This window comes from Methanoculleus caldifontis, from assembly GCF_032842345.1.
GTDB lineage: Archaea > Halobacteriota > Methanomicrobia > Methanomicrobiales > Methanoculleaceae > Methanoculleus > Methanoculleus caldifontis.
The window spans coordinates 219,680-235,145 of record NZ_WBKO01000001.1 but is presented as its reverse complement, the minus strand read 5'-3'; the positions used below and the strand labels follow the sequence as shown (position 1 = coordinate 235,145).

At 64.7% G+C, this 15,466-nt stretch carries 20 protein-coding genes; 9 read left to right on the top strand and 11 right to left on the bottom strand.

What is annotated here, in order from left to right; genetic code table 11:
* Position 1 precedes the first annotated feature (1 nt).
* Genes F8E02_RS01210 through asnB form a run of 6 tightly spaced genes read left to right on the top strand, consistent with a single transcriptional unit; the run spans position 2 to position 5,513 of the window.
* On the top strand, positions 2-454 hold the full coding sequence (locus F8E02_RS01210) for a methanogenesis marker 5 protein (protein WP_317063614.1): 453 nt from the start codon (positions 2-4) through the stop codon (positions 452-454).
* On the top strand, positions 451-1,689 hold the full coding sequence (locus F8E02_RS01205; protein ID WP_317063613.1) for a methanogenesis marker 15 protein: 1,239 nt from the start codon (positions 451-453) through the stop codon (positions 1,687-1,689). The genes F8E02_RS01210 and F8E02_RS01205 overlap by 4 nt, the downstream gene beginning before the upstream one ends.
* The gene (locus tag F8E02_RS01200; RefSeq protein WP_317063612.1) at positions 1,690-2,274 is read left to right on the top strand and encodes a methanogenesis marker 17 protein; all 585 of its coding nucleotides are present in this window, start codon (positions 1,690-1,692) and stop codon (positions 2,272-2,274) included.
* A complete protein-coding gene (locus tag F8E02_RS01195) occupies positions 2,271-3,212 on the top strand; it encodes a methanogenesis marker 7 protein (protein WP_317063611.1) in 942 nt (313 codons plus the stop codon). Before F8E02_RS01200 ends, F8E02_RS01195 begins: the two co-directional genes overlap by 4 nt.
* Positions 3,213-3,217: 5 nt before the next feature.
* Positions 3,218-3,664: a carboxymuconolactone decarboxylase family protein gene (locus tag F8E02_RS01190; RefSeq protein WP_317063610.1), complete on the top strand. Its 447-nt coding sequence runs from the start codon at positions 3,218-3,220 to the stop codon at positions 3,662-3,664.
* Between the two features lie 16 nt (positions 3,665-3,680).
* A complete protein-coding gene (gene asnB / locus F8E02_RS01185; RefSeq protein WP_317063609.1) occupies positions 3,681-5,513 on the top strand; it encodes an asparagine synthase (glutamine-hydrolyzing) in 1,833 nt (610 codons plus the stop codon).
* Between the two features lie 200 nt (positions 5,514-5,713).
* On the opposite strand, the gene F8E02_RS01180 is transcribed toward asnB, so the two are convergent.
* Complete coding sequence (locus F8E02_RS01180; protein ID WP_317063608.1) at positions 5,714-6,421, bottom strand: DUF1614 domain-containing protein; 708 nt, start codon at positions 6,419-6,421, stop codon at positions 5,714-5,716.
* Positions 6,422-6,815: 394 nt separating this feature from the next.
* Here F8E02_RS01180 and F8E02_RS01175 point away from each other — a divergent pair, with 394 nt between their 5' ends.
* Both F8E02_RS01175 and F8E02_RS01170 read left to right on the top strand, forming a co-directional pair.
* Positions 6,816-7,535: an ATP-binding cassette domain-containing protein gene (locus F8E02_RS01175; protein WP_317063607.1), complete on the top strand. Its 720-nt coding sequence runs from the start codon at positions 6,816-6,818 to the stop codon at positions 7,533-7,535.
* A gap of 61 nt (positions 7,536-7,596) precedes the next feature.
* Positions 7,597-8,019, top strand: a complete 423-nt coding sequence (locus tag F8E02_RS01170; protein WP_317063606.1) for a rhodanese-like domain-containing protein — start codon at positions 7,597-7,599, stop codon at positions 8,017-8,019.
* A 3-nt stretch (positions 8,020-8,022) separates the two neighbouring features.
* Here the strand turns inward: F8E02_RS01170 and F8E02_RS01165 are convergent, their stop codons facing one another.
* The 10 genes from F8E02_RS01165 to F8E02_RS01120 form a co-directional block, all read right to left on the bottom strand.
* A complete protein-coding gene (locus F8E02_RS01165; RefSeq protein ID WP_317063605.1) occupies positions 8,023-8,475 on the bottom strand; it encodes an RDD family protein in 453 nt (150 codons plus the stop codon).
* A 78-nt stretch (positions 8,476-8,553) separates the two neighbouring features.
* Positions 8,554-9,300 (bottom strand): proteasome assembly chaperone family protein, encoded by a 747-nt coding sequence (locus F8E02_RS01160; protein ID WP_317063604.1) that lies wholly within the window; start codon positions 9,298-9,300, stop codon positions 8,554-8,556.
* A complete protein-coding gene (locus F8E02_RS01155; RefSeq protein WP_317063603.1) occupies positions 9,282-9,449 on the bottom strand; it encodes an RNA-protein complex protein Nop10 in 168 nt (55 codons plus the stop codon). The genes F8E02_RS01160 and F8E02_RS01155 overlap by 19 nt, the downstream gene beginning before the upstream one ends.
* Before the next feature lie 6 nt (positions 9,450-9,455).
* Positions 9,456-10,235, bottom strand: coding sequence for a translation initiation factor IF-2 subunit alpha (locus tag F8E02_RS01150; RefSeq protein WP_317063602.1), 780 nt, complete (start codon positions 10,233-10,235; stop codon positions 9,456-9,458).
* 7 nt (positions 10,236-10,242) lie between these two features.
* Positions 10,243-10,431 carry a 30S ribosomal protein S27e gene (locus F8E02_RS01145; RefSeq protein ID WP_292386402.1) on the bottom strand — a complete coding sequence of 63 codons (189 nt, stop codon included), beginning with the start codon at positions 10,429-10,431 and terminating at the stop codon, positions 10,243-10,245.
* A gap of 6 nt (positions 10,432-10,437) precedes the next feature.
* Positions 10,438-10,716 (bottom strand): 50S ribosomal protein L44e, encoded by a 279-nt coding sequence (locus F8E02_RS01140; protein WP_317063601.1) that lies wholly within the window; start codon positions 10,714-10,716, stop codon positions 10,438-10,440.
* A 37-nt stretch (positions 10,717-10,753) separates the two neighbouring features.
* Entirely contained in the window at positions 10,754-11,419 is a 666-nt protein-coding gene (locus tag F8E02_RS01135) for a hypothetical protein (RefSeq protein WP_317063600.1), read from the bottom strand.
* A 2-nt stretch (positions 11,420-11,421) separates the two neighbouring features.
* Complete coding sequence (locus F8E02_RS01130; RefSeq protein WP_317063599.1) at positions 11,422-12,534, bottom strand: DNA primase small subunit PriS; 1,113 nt, start codon at positions 12,532-12,534, stop codon at positions 11,422-11,424.
* Positions 12,531-14,105: a tRNA uridine(34) 5-carboxymethylaminomethyl modification radical SAM/GNAT enzyme Elp3 gene (locus F8E02_RS01125; protein ID WP_317063598.1), complete on the bottom strand. Its 1,575-nt coding sequence runs from the start codon at positions 14,103-14,105 to the stop codon at positions 12,531-12,533. Before F8E02_RS01125 ends, F8E02_RS01130 begins: the two co-directional genes overlap by 4 nt.
* Before the next feature lie 3 nt (positions 14,106-14,108).
* A complete protein-coding gene (locus F8E02_RS01120; RefSeq protein ID WP_317063597.1) occupies positions 14,109-14,375 on the bottom strand; it encodes a UPF0058 family protein in 267 nt (88 codons plus the stop codon).
* Between the two features lie 68 nt (positions 14,376-14,443).
* Between F8E02_RS01120 and F8E02_RS01115 the strand changes: the two genes are divergently transcribed.
* A complete protein-coding gene (locus tag F8E02_RS01115) occupies positions 14,444-15,316 on the top strand; it encodes an ADP-ribosylglycohydrolase family protein (RefSeq protein ID WP_317063596.1) in 873 nt (290 codons plus the stop codon).
* Positions 15,317-15,466: the final 150 nt, after the last annotated feature.

The window sequence follows — 15,466 nt, the reverse complement described above, 5'->3', positions numbered from 1 at the left end:
AATGGCAAAGGTGTTTATCTACCCTGCAACGAGCCTCATCCTCTCCGACCTTGTGGCCCGGTTCGGGCATAAGCCGCTCGGTGCAGCCCTCGGTATCCGGGAGCGGATACAGACCGCCGGGGTCGACTCCCCGCCCCTCCAGATCACGCCCGAAGACCCCAAGCGCGGCCTGAAATATGCTGCGGTCGAGGTGCCGTCCGGCGTCCGGGGCCGGATGGCGATCTACGGCCCCCTCATCGAGGAGGCTGAGGCCGCGATCATCGTCACCGACGCAGACCTCGCGTTCGGGTGCATGGGCTGCGCCCGCACCGACGAGTTGATCCTCTTCTCCCTGCGCCAGAAGGATATGCCGATCCTGGAACTGAAGTACCCGACGACCGACGAAGAGGGCATCGAGTTCGTCGCCGCCGTCAGGAAGTTCCTCACGAGCCTCCCGAAAGGAGGCGAATCATGAGCCGGAAGGTCCGGATCGCCCAGCTCTCCTGCGGGCCGGAGTACAGCGGGATCCAGAAGGAGATCTACGACGCCGCCGAGTCGGTGGACGCCGAGGTCTTCTTCCCCGACATCGCTCTCGCCGACGTCGAGCGGGCGGTCGACGCCTTCGGCCTCGACGTCCGGAGCGCCGACTTAAAACTGATGATCGCCCGGGGCAAAGCCCTGGTCGACGGGAAGGTCGACGCGGACGGGGTCTTCATCGGCACCTGTTTCCGGTGCGCCGAGGCGGCGATCGTCCGAAATGAACTCCGGCGCTACATCCACGAGCACTCCCGGCTGCCCGTGGTGAGTTACTCCTTCACCGAGCGGACGACCGCGGGCACCCTCCTCACGAGGATGGAGGCCCTGACCACCATCGCCCGCCGGCGGGCGCTCCTCGCCCGCGAGGAGCAGACCGGGATCACGATGGGCGTCGACTCGGGTTCGAGCACCACGAAAGCGGTCGTGATGAAGGAGAACAAGATCGTCGGCACCGGCTGGCTCCCGACGACCGAGGTGATCGCGAGCGCCGACGGCGCCGTCGCGCAGGCGCTCGAGATGGCCGGCCTCACCCGGGACGATATCCAGGCGATCGGGACCACCGGCTACGGCCGGTTCCTGATCGGCAAACACCTCGGCGCCGATCTCGTCCAGGAAGAACTGACGGTGAACTCGAAGGGTGCCGTCTACCTCGCCGGCCACCAGCGGGGCGCTGCGACCGTCATCGATATCGGCGGGATGGACAACAAGGCGATCAGCGTCATCGACGGGATACCCGGCACCTTCACGATGGGCGGGATCTGCGCCGGCGCGAGCGGCCGGTTCCTTGAGATGACCGCAAAGCGCCTCGGCGTGGACATCACCGAGCTCGGCCCCCTCGCCATGAAGGGCATGGGCGCGAACGTCCCGATGAACAGTTACTGCATCGTCTTCGGGACGCAGAGCCTGGTGAACGCGCTCGCCGCCGGGTCCTCGCGGGAGGACGTGGCGGCAGCGGCCTGCCACAGCGTCGCCGAACAGGTCTTCGAACAGCAGTTGCAGGAGGTCGACATCAAGGAGCCGGTGATCATGGTCGGCGGCACCTCGCTCATCGAGGGCCTGGTCTACGCGATGGGCCGGCTCCTCCAGACCGAGATCGTCGTCCCGCCGTACTCGCAGTACATCGGCGCCGTCGGGTCGGCCCTCCTCGCGTCCGGGTTCATCAAGGGGGAGTAGATGCCCCCGCTGAACTACTTCGTGGTCGAGTCGCCCGACAGCGTCGGGAGAGAGGCCTACGAGCGGATCGCGGCCGACGTCCTCCAGGACCTCGATCTGGTCAAGGTGATCGACCGGCTGCACATCTTCGTCGACCCGAAGGTCCCGATCTTCGCCGCCGCCGGGCTGCTCCGGCATATGCCGCGGGCGATCCGTGTCGGCGATTTTGCGAACGTCAACTCCGGCGAGAAAGAGATCGTCCTCGATATCGGCGACGAGACCTACCTCGCGCCGCTGCTCCGGGTTCTCTGGGCCCGATACGGGAAAGAGAACGTCGACCAGCCCGACCGGTTCACCGTCGTCCTCCCGGCGGGGCTTGCCGGGGAGGAGGAGCTCGACCGGCTGGTCGTGGCCGATCCGGGCGAATCGCTGCATAAAGACGTCATCTACGCGCTCCAGTACATCGCCCCCGAAGGGTTCAAGGTCCGCCGCCAGTACATCCGGGACGAGAAGTTTTACTATGTGGCAAGCGAGGATACCCTGCCGGGCGACATCGTGGAGAAGGTTGTCGCCCCGCTCTTTACAAAGATGGGGGTGACGCTGTGACGACGCTGGTGCCGGTGACTTTCAAGGGCGGCGTCTACCGGCACGACGAGATCATGGACCTGATCGACGACCTCGGCGGCTACATCGTGCAGAAGCACGTCATGGCCCAGGACGTCGTCCTCCAGTCGTTCGTGCCGCGCGACGATATCGAACTGATCCGGGAGATTGCAAAGCCGCTCGCAGGCACGGTGACCGAGGCGCCGCTTGTCGGGACCGAGATCGCCGTGGTCAGCCCGAGCCTCGAGATCCACCATCTCCCGCACACCTCCTGCGACCTCGCCGAGTATCTCAGGCGGTCGGGCGCGAAGACCAACATGATCGGACTCTCGCGGGGGTTCGGGAAACGGATCGCAAACTTAAACGACGAGGAGCGGGACGTCATCAACGAGCACGACCTCGCCGTCTACACCCTGGGTAATTTCGAGGAGTGCATCCGGCAGAAGTTCCCGGTGCTCCGGCAGGGAATCCACGTCCCGATCGTGGTGACCGGCGCCCCGGACCGCGAGACCCTGGTCCGGATCGTCGACCCGCCCGTCGAGGGCTACGTCGGAGGGGTCGGGCGGATCATGCACCGGTTCAAGCGCCCTGAGGAGCTTGTGAAACTCGACGAGCTGGTCGACGAGGTCTCCCGCACCCTGGACGCCCGGCGGGACGCCCTCGCCCGGGACCCGCTCTCCGTCTTCCCTCCCCGCCTGATGGCGATCATCGAGGAGCGGATCCACGAGATCAGCATGCTGACGCACCCGACGCCGGTGACCGCCCAGATGGAAGGCCTCCGGGTGAAACTCCCCTACGACCCCTACGCCCCCGCCATACGGTCGCTCGAGGTCGTCGACGGGATCACCATCGGCGATATCGCCGACGTTACGCCGTCGCGAATGCGCAATTACATATTGATACGGATTAAACCCTTCTCGGAAACCAGGATCTTGGTGTAGTTGTGATGGACTTTGAGAAGGTACTCACGAAGATCGGGGAGCGAGGATCGGACGCGATCGCGAAGGAACTCCTCAAGGAGATCGAGGCCGAATACGGCAGGGTCCCCCTGATCTTTGAACGGATGGCGGAACGGCCGGAGATCCTCATCTCGCACCTGCTCTACAAGGGTGCCGTCGTCGAGACCAGCCAGCTCGAGCCGAAGGTGATCGAGCTTATAAGCCTCGCGGTGGGCGCCGCGCTCAAGTGTAACCACTGCGTGGAGTACCACATGCAGTCGGCGATGGCGAAGGGCGCGACCCGGGCCGAGATCCTCGAAGCGATCCTGATCGCGGGACTGCTCGCGAACTCCGCGGTCCTCGCGGACGCTTACCGGGTGGTGAACGGCGCGGCCCCCTGCCCCTCCTGCGACCTCAACGGCACGGGCCTCGATAAGACCTGTTCGGATAAATGATCGGTCCCTTCTGAGCATGTGCGGTGTTGCCGGGCAGTATGCCCTGAACGGGGGAGAGGCGGACGCGGTCCTCGTCGGGGCCATGGCGGAGCGGCTCGCCCACCGGGGTCCTGACGGCGAGGGCACCTTCCTCTCCGGCCCGATCGGCCTCGCCCACCGCCGCCTCGCGATCATCGACCTCTCCGACGAGGGCCGGCAGCCGATGGCAAACGAGGACGGGTCGCTCCAGATCGTCTTCAACGGCGAGATCTACAACTACCGCGAGCTCCGGGAGGAGCTCATTGCCGCCGGGCACCGTTTTGCCTCCGCGACCGACACGGAGGTGATCCTGCACGCCTACGAGGAGTGGGGGAGGGACTGCCTTGCCCGGTTCAACGGGATGTGGGCGTTCGCCATCTGGGACGGGCACCGCCGCGAACTCTTCTGCGCCCGGGACCGCCTGGGCGTCAAGCCGTTCTATTACACTACAGCGGCCGGATCGTTCCTCTTCGCCTCCGAGATCAAGGCGCTCCGGGCGCATCCCGGGGTGGGAGGGAGACCGAACGACCGGATGCTCATGACGTTCCTCGCCTGGGGGGTCGCGGACCATACGGCGGAGACGATGTACGACGGCATCTTCCAGCTCCCGCCGGCCCACCTGCTCGTCGTTTCGGAAGGGGGTGCCGGGGTCCCTGAGCGCTACTGGGACTTCGCCATGAACGGTGCGTCGGGGGGTGCCGACGACGATGCCGCCGCAGAAAGAGTCCGCGACCTCCTGACCGACTCGGTCCGGCTCCGGCTCCGGAGCGACGTCCCGGTCGGGACCTGCCTTTCGGGGGGGATCGACTCCTCGACGGTCACCGCCCTGATCAACGACCTCCTGCGGGCCGAGCACCCGGAGAGCGTCGGGAACCGGCAGAGGACGTTCTCGGTCTGTTTCGACGACCCCCGGTTCGACGAGAGCCGGCATATCGACGTGGTGGTCGCGGCGACGGGCGTCGCGAGCCGCCGGACGACGCCCGATACGGAGGGGCTCTGGGAGGATATCGGGAGGCTCCTCTACATGCAGGACGAGCCGTTCGCCTCGCTCTCGATCTATGCTCAGTACTGCGTGATGCGGCTTGCACGTGACGAGGTGAAGGTGGTCCTCGACGGTCAGGGCGCCGACGAGCAGCTCGCGGGCTACATCGCCTACCAGGCCCCCTATATCCGCGGCCTCCTCCGCGGGGGAGAGGTTGCCCGCGCCCTCCGGGAGGGGTTCGGGAGCGCGAAACGCCATGGCTCGTTCCTCTCGTGGGCGGCCCGCCAGTTCTTCGTCAGGTCGGAGCGGAGGGGGCTCCTCAAGGGCCCGGCGCCGGAGGTTCTCCGGTACGCCGGGTCGCTCGACGAGGTCCTGAAACGCGAGGTCACGGCCTCGAACCTCCCCCTCCTCCTCCACTGGGAGGACCGGAACTCGATGGCCTTCTCGATCGAGGCGCGGGTCCCGTTCCTCGACTACCGGCTCGTGGAGTACCTCGCCTCCCTCCCGCTCGACCAGAAGGTCCGCCGCGGCGTTACGAAGCACGTCCTCCGGCGGGCGATCCGGGCCCTCGTCCCGGACGCCATCCGGTGCAGGATGGACAAGATGGGGTTCGTGACCCCCGAGGAGGCCTGGATGAAGGATGAACTCGCTCCGGAGATCCTCGCTCTCTTCTCCTCGCCGGAGTTTGCCGGCCGGCCTTACTGGGACGCGGAGCGGGTGCTCGGGAACTACCGGGAGTTTCTCGACGGGAAGAGCGCGTACTCCACCGAGTTCTGGCGGATTGCCTGTGCTGAACTCTGGCTGAGGCAATTTGCGACGGGCCAGAGGGCCGGAACAGGAGCACCGTAAGGTGCGACTCGCGATGGTTTGAGAAGACCGAAGTCCGGAGCGGGAGCACGATACGGTGCCTCGCGCGAAGCCGCGAAGTGCGAGCGTAGCGAGCTTGAGCACCGTCAGGTGCGAAGAACGCGAAGGGGTTGTTTAATCGTCCGGACTTCGCGACTTCGCGTGAGATCCTGTGAACTACTACAACCTCACTTCTCACATCTTCACTCCCCCTCCTCCTGCGGACAGACCCCGGCTTTATCCCGGAGGCGTCCTCCTGCATACACCGCGAGCAGGACCGCGAGGACTCCGGTGATGAAGATGCCGTCGAAGATCCCCGCCCCTCCTATCGAGAGGACCGTCGCCCTCCCCCCGGCGAGCGCCGCAATCACCGCCGGGTCGACGAGGTTGAAGATGTCGGCGCCGAGCAGAGTGCCCATCGTCCCGCCCGCGTAGGCGAGCCCCGGCGCGGTGCGGCAGCCCCGGGCGAGGAGGAGGCCTGCTACGGCTCCTGCGAGGGGGGCGACGTAGAACGGCATCGTGATCCCGACGCCGGGAACCGGGGTCGCGAAGGTGTAGGCGACGAGCGAGACGGCGACGACGGCCGCGAGGGTCTTGTAGTGCGATATCCGGCCCCGTCCGACCATCCCGGCGGTCACGAAGAGGGGGATGACGGCGCCGCCGACATTGACCGCGATGGTGGCTTCCCCGATAGCGACGAGCGGGATGTCGATCAGGCTGCCGATCAACGCCCCTGCGGTCACCAGCACCCCCTGGTAGAACCGGAGGCCGATCGACTCGAAGGCCTCTTCGCTCGCGAGAAGCAGGTTGAATATGACGAGCGCCGGTATGAGGACGGCGAGGGCGATGAGGATCTGCTCCGGGCCGAAGAAGATCGGCAGAACCGCGATCCCGGGCAACTCGGTCTCCATGGGCCGTATCCCGGGTGGGCCCATGCCTTAAATACCTTCAGATGGCTCCCCGGAACGGAGATGCCCCTCTCACCTGTTGCCCCGGTAATGGGCTCTGAAATAAGGACTAATTGGAAAAGGGCATCTATTAATATATCAATCGACCAAATCATGTTTTTTATGGCCGATAGGAAATAGAAATATTCATATGTGGTAAAAAAAGATACGATTATTCAGCAATTCTTTCCCCGGATACGATAACGGGGAAAGATCCGCACCTCACTGTGCGGGAGAGCACGTACCGGCCGCCTTTCCGGGAATCCCGGGTTTATTTATCGGGGCCGCATGTACCGTGGTAGTAGGTGATTGAAAACGACTCCGTCCTATCCGATCGGTTGTATTTCAGCAGAGAGCCATGAACGCCTTTACCGTTGAGGACCTGATCCGGCACCTGGAGCGGTTGCAGGCGCGGGGTCCGATTCCGCTCGACGTGAAGGGCGGGGAGGTGCTGGGCGTCCTCTGCATCAGCGGCCAGGGCCGCCGGACCCTGATCTCCATCCTCATGACGATGCTCTTCCCGGTATCGGGATTTGCCGAGCGGTCGCCGCTTGCGATCCTCGGAAACCTCGGGGACGTCCGGCGGAGCATGGGTATCGTCCTCCAGGAGCCGGTGCTCGACCCCGCACTGACCGGCAGGGAGAACCTGGACTTTCACGCACGGCTGCACGGGCTGGACGGCAGGACACGGACCCGGAGGATCGCCGAGGTCATAGACCTCTTCGGGCTCCCGGAGAGCGCCGGGGCGGTGGTCGGAACTTACTCCCCGGCGATGGTCCGGCGCCTCGAGATCGCCCGGGCATTCCTCGCGCACCCCGGCATCCTCTTTCTTGCCGAACCGACGGATGGTCTGGACGAGCCCGGCCGTCGGGAGATCTGGAGCCTGCTCCGGCGGCTGAACCGCGAGAGGAAGGTGACGATCGTCTTCACGACGCACGATGTGGGTGAGGCGGCGGCAGTCTGCAACCGGATCGCGGTGGTGGACGGCGGAGAGGTTGTGGCCCTCGACACGGCGGAGACCTTCCAGGCGTTCATGGTCACCCGGAATGGGATGCTGGAATCCGACGGCATCTCCTGACCTCCCCGGTCGTCGGCCGCAGGCAAAACCTCTTTATTCCTGTCGGCCATGAGATGAGTATATGGTCGACCTCGTGCTCGTGCTTGCCGTTGGATGCATCATCGCCGCTGTCCTGATCGGCGGCTGTCTCGGGAGTGGTCCGGCCCCGGAGAACGGGACCGTCAGAACCATCCCGCCCGTCGAGGCGTTCGCCCTGATCGAAGAGAAGAGGGGCAGTCAGAACTTTACCGTCATCGACGTGAGGAGGCCCGACGAGTTCGCCGGCGGACATATCGCGGGTGCGGTCAACGTCAACTCCGCGACCTTCTCGGAGCGTATCGGGGACCTCGACCCGGCCGGGACCTACGTCATCTGCTGCCAGCGGGGCGGCCGGAGCGCCGGCGTCCGCGAGATGATGCGGGAGGCCGGGTTCCGCGAGGTCTACGAGGTCGAAGGCGGGATGAGTGCCTGGACGGCCGCCGGGCTTCCGGTGACGAAGGACTGATCCTCACTCTTCGGATTTCACGTAGGTGACGCCTTCCGGCTCTTCCCTCTCGCGGGTCTCGATCACGATGGTGTTCGAGATCCGGTTGAAGAGCCTCTGTTTTGAGCCCGGCATCGCGAGCCAGCCGATCAGGCAGTCGGGGACGAGGAGAAACGCTTTACCGATGCTCTCTGCTGCCGCGGCACCAAAGCCGATATCCTCCCCGGCACGGCCGGTGACCCGGATCTTCAACGCCATCTTGCCTATGGACTGGCCCCGGTAGCCTTCGAGCAGCGTCCAGTAGAGAAAGAGGACGACGGAGGAGAGGCTTATCGAGATGAGGCCGGGATCTATCGTGAACCTCCAGGCGGGCGGGAGGTAATCGGAGAGCGCCCAGAACGGCAGCCCGATCAGGATGATATCGATGAGCCAGGCCCAGAACCGGGTCTCCCAGCGGGCGAGGTAGATAGTGGCCATAATGACTCTCTGTCGGCCTTTCCGGGTCTTAAGGATTCGCGTCGACCGGTGCGGTCCGACTGCAGAAAAAAAGGGGTGTTACCCGATATAGCTCAGTTCTTCCCGGCCCTTCGCTTCCTCGGCTTCCTGGATATTGGCGATGATCTGCTCCATATCCGCGGCACGCTGCTGCAGGGAAGTATGGTCGACCTCGATCCCGGTCAGGCGGGAGAGGACGGAGAGGAGGCTGTCGGCGCTTTTCGGGTCGACGATGTAGCCGCTTGTCTCTCCCATGAGACAGATCCCCTCGATGCCCCGCGCCTCGCCGAGGCCGAGGAGGAGCCCGGATGCCCCGACGATCATCCCGCCGCTCGCGGCGTTCTCAAACGACCCTCCTGCCGCCTCCACCTCGGCCCGGAGGTGCTCCATGTTGACGGCCGAGAGGACCCGCGGCCTCTCGACCAGGTGGCCGACACCGTAGCCTCCGAGAGCGTAGACTCGCCGGACGCCGAGTTCTTCGGCGATATCGAGGTAACTCTCGGCAAGGATGTAGTGGCCCTCTGCCGAGTTGCTCTGGAAGTCCCCTACGAGGAAGAGGGTCGCCTTCCCGTCTCTCTCGTAGCGGTAGATCTCGTTATTGACGAGGTGGGTGATGCCGTGCTCATCGACGATCACGTGGGGCGGGAAGTGGAGCGAGGAGATCTCTGCGACCTTCTCGGCCTTTAACTCGTGGATCAAGTGCTCCGCAACGAGTTTCCCGACGTGCCCGATGCCGGGCAGGCCCTCGATCAGGACCGGGGCGTCGAGGTCGTCGTCGCGCAGAAAGTTCACTGTGACGTGTTCCATCTCCGTAACCCCTTGCGGTATCTGCAATACCTGTCCTGCGGTGAAAAACGTGCCGGGTGGGCCGGCCCTGTCGGCCCGCCGCAGACGGGGCAGACCGGGGAGAGCGTATATCTGCGGTCCACCGGACAGCGACGAATACGGCTGCTCATACGGCTTTATCCGGCTTTCTGTTTCCGGATAAACTTACCGGATCCGCCTGCCCGCTCGACCACACCGACGGCGGCGCCCGCCGCCTTCTCGATCGCCTTCTCGGCTTCCTTGTAATCGGGTGCGGTCACTTTTATCCGGTATTTCGGGGCTCCGATGTAGATCAGGTCGATCTCTACATCCTCGACCTTCGGCTGTGCGCTCCTGAGCGCCCGGCGGATCACGTTGACGCCGTCGGGCCGATCCGACGTCAGGATGAGGTGCCCGGTGATGGTCACCTTCGAGACCTTCACGTTCTCGTGCGCGATGGAGACGAGGGATTCCCTGACCGGCGCATCGAGTTTCAGCTTCTCGGCCGCTTCGCCGCCGGTGGCGACGAGGTCCTCGAAGGCCGGGTACAGCACGCCGTACTCCCGGTATATGGCCTCCTCGATCACCGCCTGGTCCACTCCCGTCGCCTCGGAAGCGAACCCGATCCACTTCATGGCTTTCTGCTCGTTCTTCCACTCGTGAATCTTCTCGCGCCGCTGATGCTCGTTAACGTCCTTCAACGAGAGATCGATGTGGCCGCGGTCGGCATCGACGTTCAGGACTTTGCAGACGACCTTCTGTCCCTCCCGTACGTAGTCCCGGATATACTTGATCCAGCCCCGCGCTATCTCGGATATCGGTATCAGGCCTCGCCGTCCGTCGTACTCGTCCAGGGTCACGAACGCTGCAAAGTCCTTGACGTCCGCGACGGTGCAGACGACGAGTTCGCCTTCATCGGGCCACTCTCTCTCGTGCATGTAATACTCACTCAAGTACTGCCAGTATTTCAGCCTTTATATCAGCTTTCCCACCGTGGGGCTCTGCAAGGATCCTCCCGCAGACGCTGCACTCCACGACGGTACTCGCTCTCTCAAAGACTATCTGTTCATTCTCACAGTCGGGGCACTTTACCCGGAGGAACGTGCTCCTGTTCTCTCTGTTCAGCCGAACCATATTGCATCACTCCGTAAGTTCAAACTTGCCGAGCCGGAATCCAGCCCGAAGGTGCGCCTTTCCGCAGACCGTGCACCGGTATCTGACGTTGATCCTCTTCGTCGGCTTGTCGCCGCCGGGCACCTTGCTGAACTTGCCCATGTTGCCCACAGTGCTCCTGCGTCCCTTCTGGCGGTCGATCCAGTTGAAGTGGCGCACTTTGCCCTTCTTCACCTTCACGACCTCGTGGGTCTGGTGGTTCCTGCAGAATGGGCAGTACGTCTTGAACTTTGACGGCATTTTCATGATAGTAACCTCTATTCGATTGATTCGAGTACCTATATTACTTGTTAAGCCTAATATTTAAGGCTATGTCGTGCTCGCAGAGCACGTCCGCGTTGTTTTCCGGCAGGGTGACGATATCCCCCCGCTTCAATGCGTATGTCCTGCCGTCCACTCCCATGAACGACTCCATATCGGAGCGGATGTGGACGAGGGCATACGGGGAGAGGACGGGACGGGGAGCGGCGGCGACCGGTGCCCCCGCACCGGGTTCCGGCAGCACCGCTTCCTGCTCGTCCCCGTTCTCGAAGGTTGCCGCGTTGCCGCCGGCAAAGGGGTACTCTCCTCCGTGGACGAGAGACTCCCGGCAGCCCTCGATGGCGTCGAGGATCTGCGCATACATCGCCCGCTCGGCAGGAAGCATCTTCCTTGCCTCCTCCTTGTCGACGTACTGCCCCTCGACCTGCTGGAACGCGAGGTCGAGGATCTGCCTCGTCCGGAGGGCGAAGATCTCCTGCACGGTCTCGGTGACGCTCCCGATCTCTTCGATGAGGAGGCTTCCCGCCCGGCTCTCGAGAGGGTTCTGCAGACTGTAGTAGTCTGCCTTGCGTTTCTCGATGTAGGCCCTGGCGTCCTCGTAGAGGGCGGGCTCGATATCGGAGAGCCTTCCGGAGTGATGCATGTCGAGCAGCATCAGCCGGAGCCGTTCGAGGAGGTCGGCGGCCATCTTCACGCACCCCCGGTGATCTCGGCCATGTTCCGGCAGCAGAGGAAGACCGCGAGCGCTTCGGGGACGGCCGCGGTCCCGGCTTTGAGCGTGTAGGTGTTCCCGAGGAGGGACGTTGAGAAGTTCGCCTTCATCTCCACCCGCACCTCCCGGTCGCCGAAGACCACGGCGTCGACGAGCGGGTCGAAGTCCGCGAGGTCCCGGATCTCGAGCGGGACCACCCGCATCCCGCTGCCGCCGTGCAGCGACCCCGGCGCCCGGATCAGCCGCTTGATATCGGTCGTGACCGGCTCGTCCGCACGCGCCCCGGCGTCCCGGAGCCGGTCCGCGAAGTCGGGCGCGGCCGCGATCGCCCGGACGACCGGGTTCTGGAGGAGTTCCTCCGGGCTCTTCTCGAGGAGAGCGTCGAGGCCCGCGTGGAACTTGCCGGCAGCCGCCTTGCTGACCCCCGGCACTCCCGCGAGGCGGTCTTTCGCCCCGGCAGGATCAAGTCCCTTGATCCAGAGGAGGTGGGCCCGGAGGGCGTCGGCGTAACGCCCCCGCCACCCGTTCCGCGGACCCGCTGCGAGCATCACGGCGGGGTCGAGTCCGATGCCGCAGACGTAGTCGACGACCTCGCGCCGCTCCGGGCTTCCCCACCCCCGCACGGCGATATCGGTGATGTGGATATGGTAGCCGCGCCCTCCTGAGAAGGCGATCCGGATATGGTTCCGCGAAAAGCCGAGCTCGTCGACGAGCATCCCGACCAGTTTCACGGTCTCCTCTCTCACCCGCTCAAGCATCATCGTGTAGGAGCCGCGGATGATATGGTCCGCGTCGAGGTCGAAGATCAGGTCGGCACCGGCCCAGCGCTTCTCGTTCATCGTCGGCGCCGACGGGGTCTGGTAGTAGGCCGTCGAGTAGTAGACGTGGGCGGGCGTCATGTTCCTGACGTAGGCCGAGAGTTCCAGCGGGTCGGAGAACGCCATGTGCCGCCGCATCCGGATCTCAGCCGCGGCGTCGAGGTAGGCGAACCCCCACTCGCGCTGCTCGAGGGATGACGGAGCGGGGAGGTTCTGCTTCCGGTAGTACTCGGAGAACCTCTGCTTCACAAACTCGAGCGTTGCGGGCCTCATGGAAACGTCTTGATCATATATGGGCCCACTCGTTCATATCCCTGTTTCCTGTAGTAGGGCCGCACCCCGACACCGCTCATCACCGCGAGCCGCCGGTAGCCCTGCTCAAGGGTCTCCTCCTCGGCGGCAGAAAGGAGCCGGACGCCGAAACTGCGGTGCTGCCACTCGTCGGCTCCTGCCTGCGCGTTGAGGGGGACCACGCCCCCGTAGACGTGGAGCTCGCGCAGGAGCGCGGCGCCCTCAAGCTCGCTCCGGAAGGGCCGGTGGGGGAACCGGAGCCGGGCGAACCCGACGAGGGTGTCCCCGGAGCCCGCCTGGATGAACCGCTCCTCGCCGCCGCAGGCCTCGTAGGCCAGGGTCGAGATCGAAGCCTCCTCCGGCGCGACCGTCCTTCCCACCTCGCGGCACCGGATACACCTGCACCGGAGCCCCTGCGAATGGAGGCGCCCCTCGGCAAGCTGCCGGAAGTTGCTGTGGCGCGAGCCCGCGACGATCAGTTTTGCCGGGATGTCGCGCTGGATCCGCTGGAGGCGGACGTACTCCGGGAGGAGCGATTTGGCGTAGGCCACAAGGTCTATCAGTTCCTCCTCGGTGTAGGGCCGGTACTCCTCCCGTTCCCAGAGGGCCTCGATCTCCGAGCCCGGCGTCACCAGGGTCGGGTAGATCTTCAGGAAGTCCGGCCGGAACCGCGGATCGGAAAAGAGTTCTTCAAACATCCGCCGGTCGTCCGCCATGCTCGCGCCGGGGAGATTCGGCATCACGTGGAACCCCACCTTCAGCCCGGCGTCCCGCAGAAGGCAGTTTGCCGCCGCCGAGTCCGCGACCGCGTGGCCCCGCCGGTTGTAGTCGAGGATCCGGTCGTCCACGTGCTGGAAGCCGAGCTCCACCTTCGTCACGCCCATCGCGAGCATCCGGTGTATGTGCTCCTCGCGGCACCAGTCCGGCCTCGTCTCGAAGGTGGTGGCGACGCACCGGACCCTCGAGGACTCGTTCGCGGCAAAGACCGCGTCGAGATCGGGTCTCTCCTGAGGGATGCCCGCGCGGGGGTAGTCGTTCATCGCCTGGACGGCGGCCCCGACGAACCACTCTTGGTATTCGATCGGCCGGGCGGTCATCGTCCCGCCCATCACGATCAGCTCCGCCTTGTCGACGTGGTGGCCGAGCATCTCGAACTGGGCGAGCCGTGCCTGCACCTGGGCGTAGGGGTCGAACGCGTGTTCGCGGGCCCGGAGCGCCGCCGGCTCCTCTCCCGTGTAACTCTGGGGAGACGCAAAGGGGTGCTCCGGCCCGCCGGGGCAGGGGAGGCACTTCCCGTGGGGGCAGGGATGGGGAGAGGTCATCACCGCGACGGGCGCCACCCCGGAGATGGTCCGGGTAGGCTTGACGAGCAGAAGCGGCCGGAGAAGCGTGCGCTCCTCCGGCGTGGCTGCGGCAAGGACGGCCGAGTTTTTGGGCATGTTGGCGCTGTAGGCCCGGCAGACCTCGAGTTTAATCTTCTGAACGCCGGCAGGGTCCGGCTTCATAGAAAGGATGCGGGAGATGATCTCCCGGCAGGTATCGGTATCGTTCATCGTTTAATGTTCGGTTGCAATCTGTTCGGACGAAAAATCGGCGTGGTATTCGATGTATGGGTTGTGGTTCGTGCGGATGTGCTGGACGATCTCGTTTCCGAGGGTCAGGATGGCTTTTTTGTGCGTCACCTTATTCTTATGGATGTGGACGGGTGAGATGCGGAGAGTATTGTACTGGTCGGTCGTGACGTCCTCGCCTGTGGTGCTTTCGTAGTACTTTCTAATGTGGACTAATAGCATGTGTAGATGGAGCAACTCTTCCTTTTGCACAATATCACCTTTCCTCGAAGAATACTACTGTCCGCGGGTAAATATAATTTGTTGGTGATCTTTTTTATATGCAGAAGGTGCGGGCGGTCGGAGCGTTTATCGGGCTCGCTATCGGGGACGCCATGGGCGCGCCCCTGGAAGGTCTTCCTCCGAGGCCGGTTGCCGTAACGGAGATGTCCGGAGGCGGCGTTCACAACACCGCGCCGGGGCGGTATACGGACGACACCCTCCAGGCGTCGGCTCTCGCGGAGACCCTGGTGCGGTGCGGGGGGTTCGATCCGGACGATTTTTCCCGCCGGCTGGTCCGCGCATATCACACCGCCCCGCAGTTCTTCGGGCCGACGTCGCGGGCGGTCCTCGACCTGATCGAGGGGGGTGTCGCGCCTGCGGCCGCTGCGCAGATGGTGCACGAGGCGAAGGGTGCGAGCCGGAGCAACGGGAGCGTGATGCGCGGGATCCCTATCGGGATCTTCTACCCGCCCGAGGAGGTGCGCGAGGCGAGCCTCGCCGCATCCCGCGTCACCCACTTCGACCCCGTCGCCGGCGAGGCCTCGGCGTTCGTCAACCGGATGGTCGGCGGGCTCTGCCGTGGGGAGGAGGCAGAAACGGCGTTCGGCCGGGCACTCGCCGCATGCCGCGACCCCGAACTCCGGGGACTGCTCGACGACTATCGGGCGCACCCCCTCGTGCCTTCGCTCGACGCCGTCCTCGCCACTCACTGCGCCGTCAGGGTCTTTATGGAGGCCACGTCGTTTCGTGATGCGGTGGTCACGGCCGTCAACCTCGGCGGCGACGCCGATACCGTCGGGGCGATCGCCGGCGCCCTTGCCGGGGCGCGTTTCGGGTGCGGGGCGATTCCGGAGTCGTGGCTCGCGGCGCTCCAGGGCCGGGAGGAACTCATCGACCTTGCCGGCAGGCTCTGGGCGGCAAGCAGGCCGTAATGCTCTAATTGTCATACAACGAGGACGCGAAGTTCGGTGACTGGATGCTGTAACTCCTCTTCGCGCTCTTCGCGTGAGGCCGTGTCACTCTCCAGACGAGTACCTCACGCGAAGCCGCGAAGCCGCGAAGGAGAGTGTCAATGCCCATGC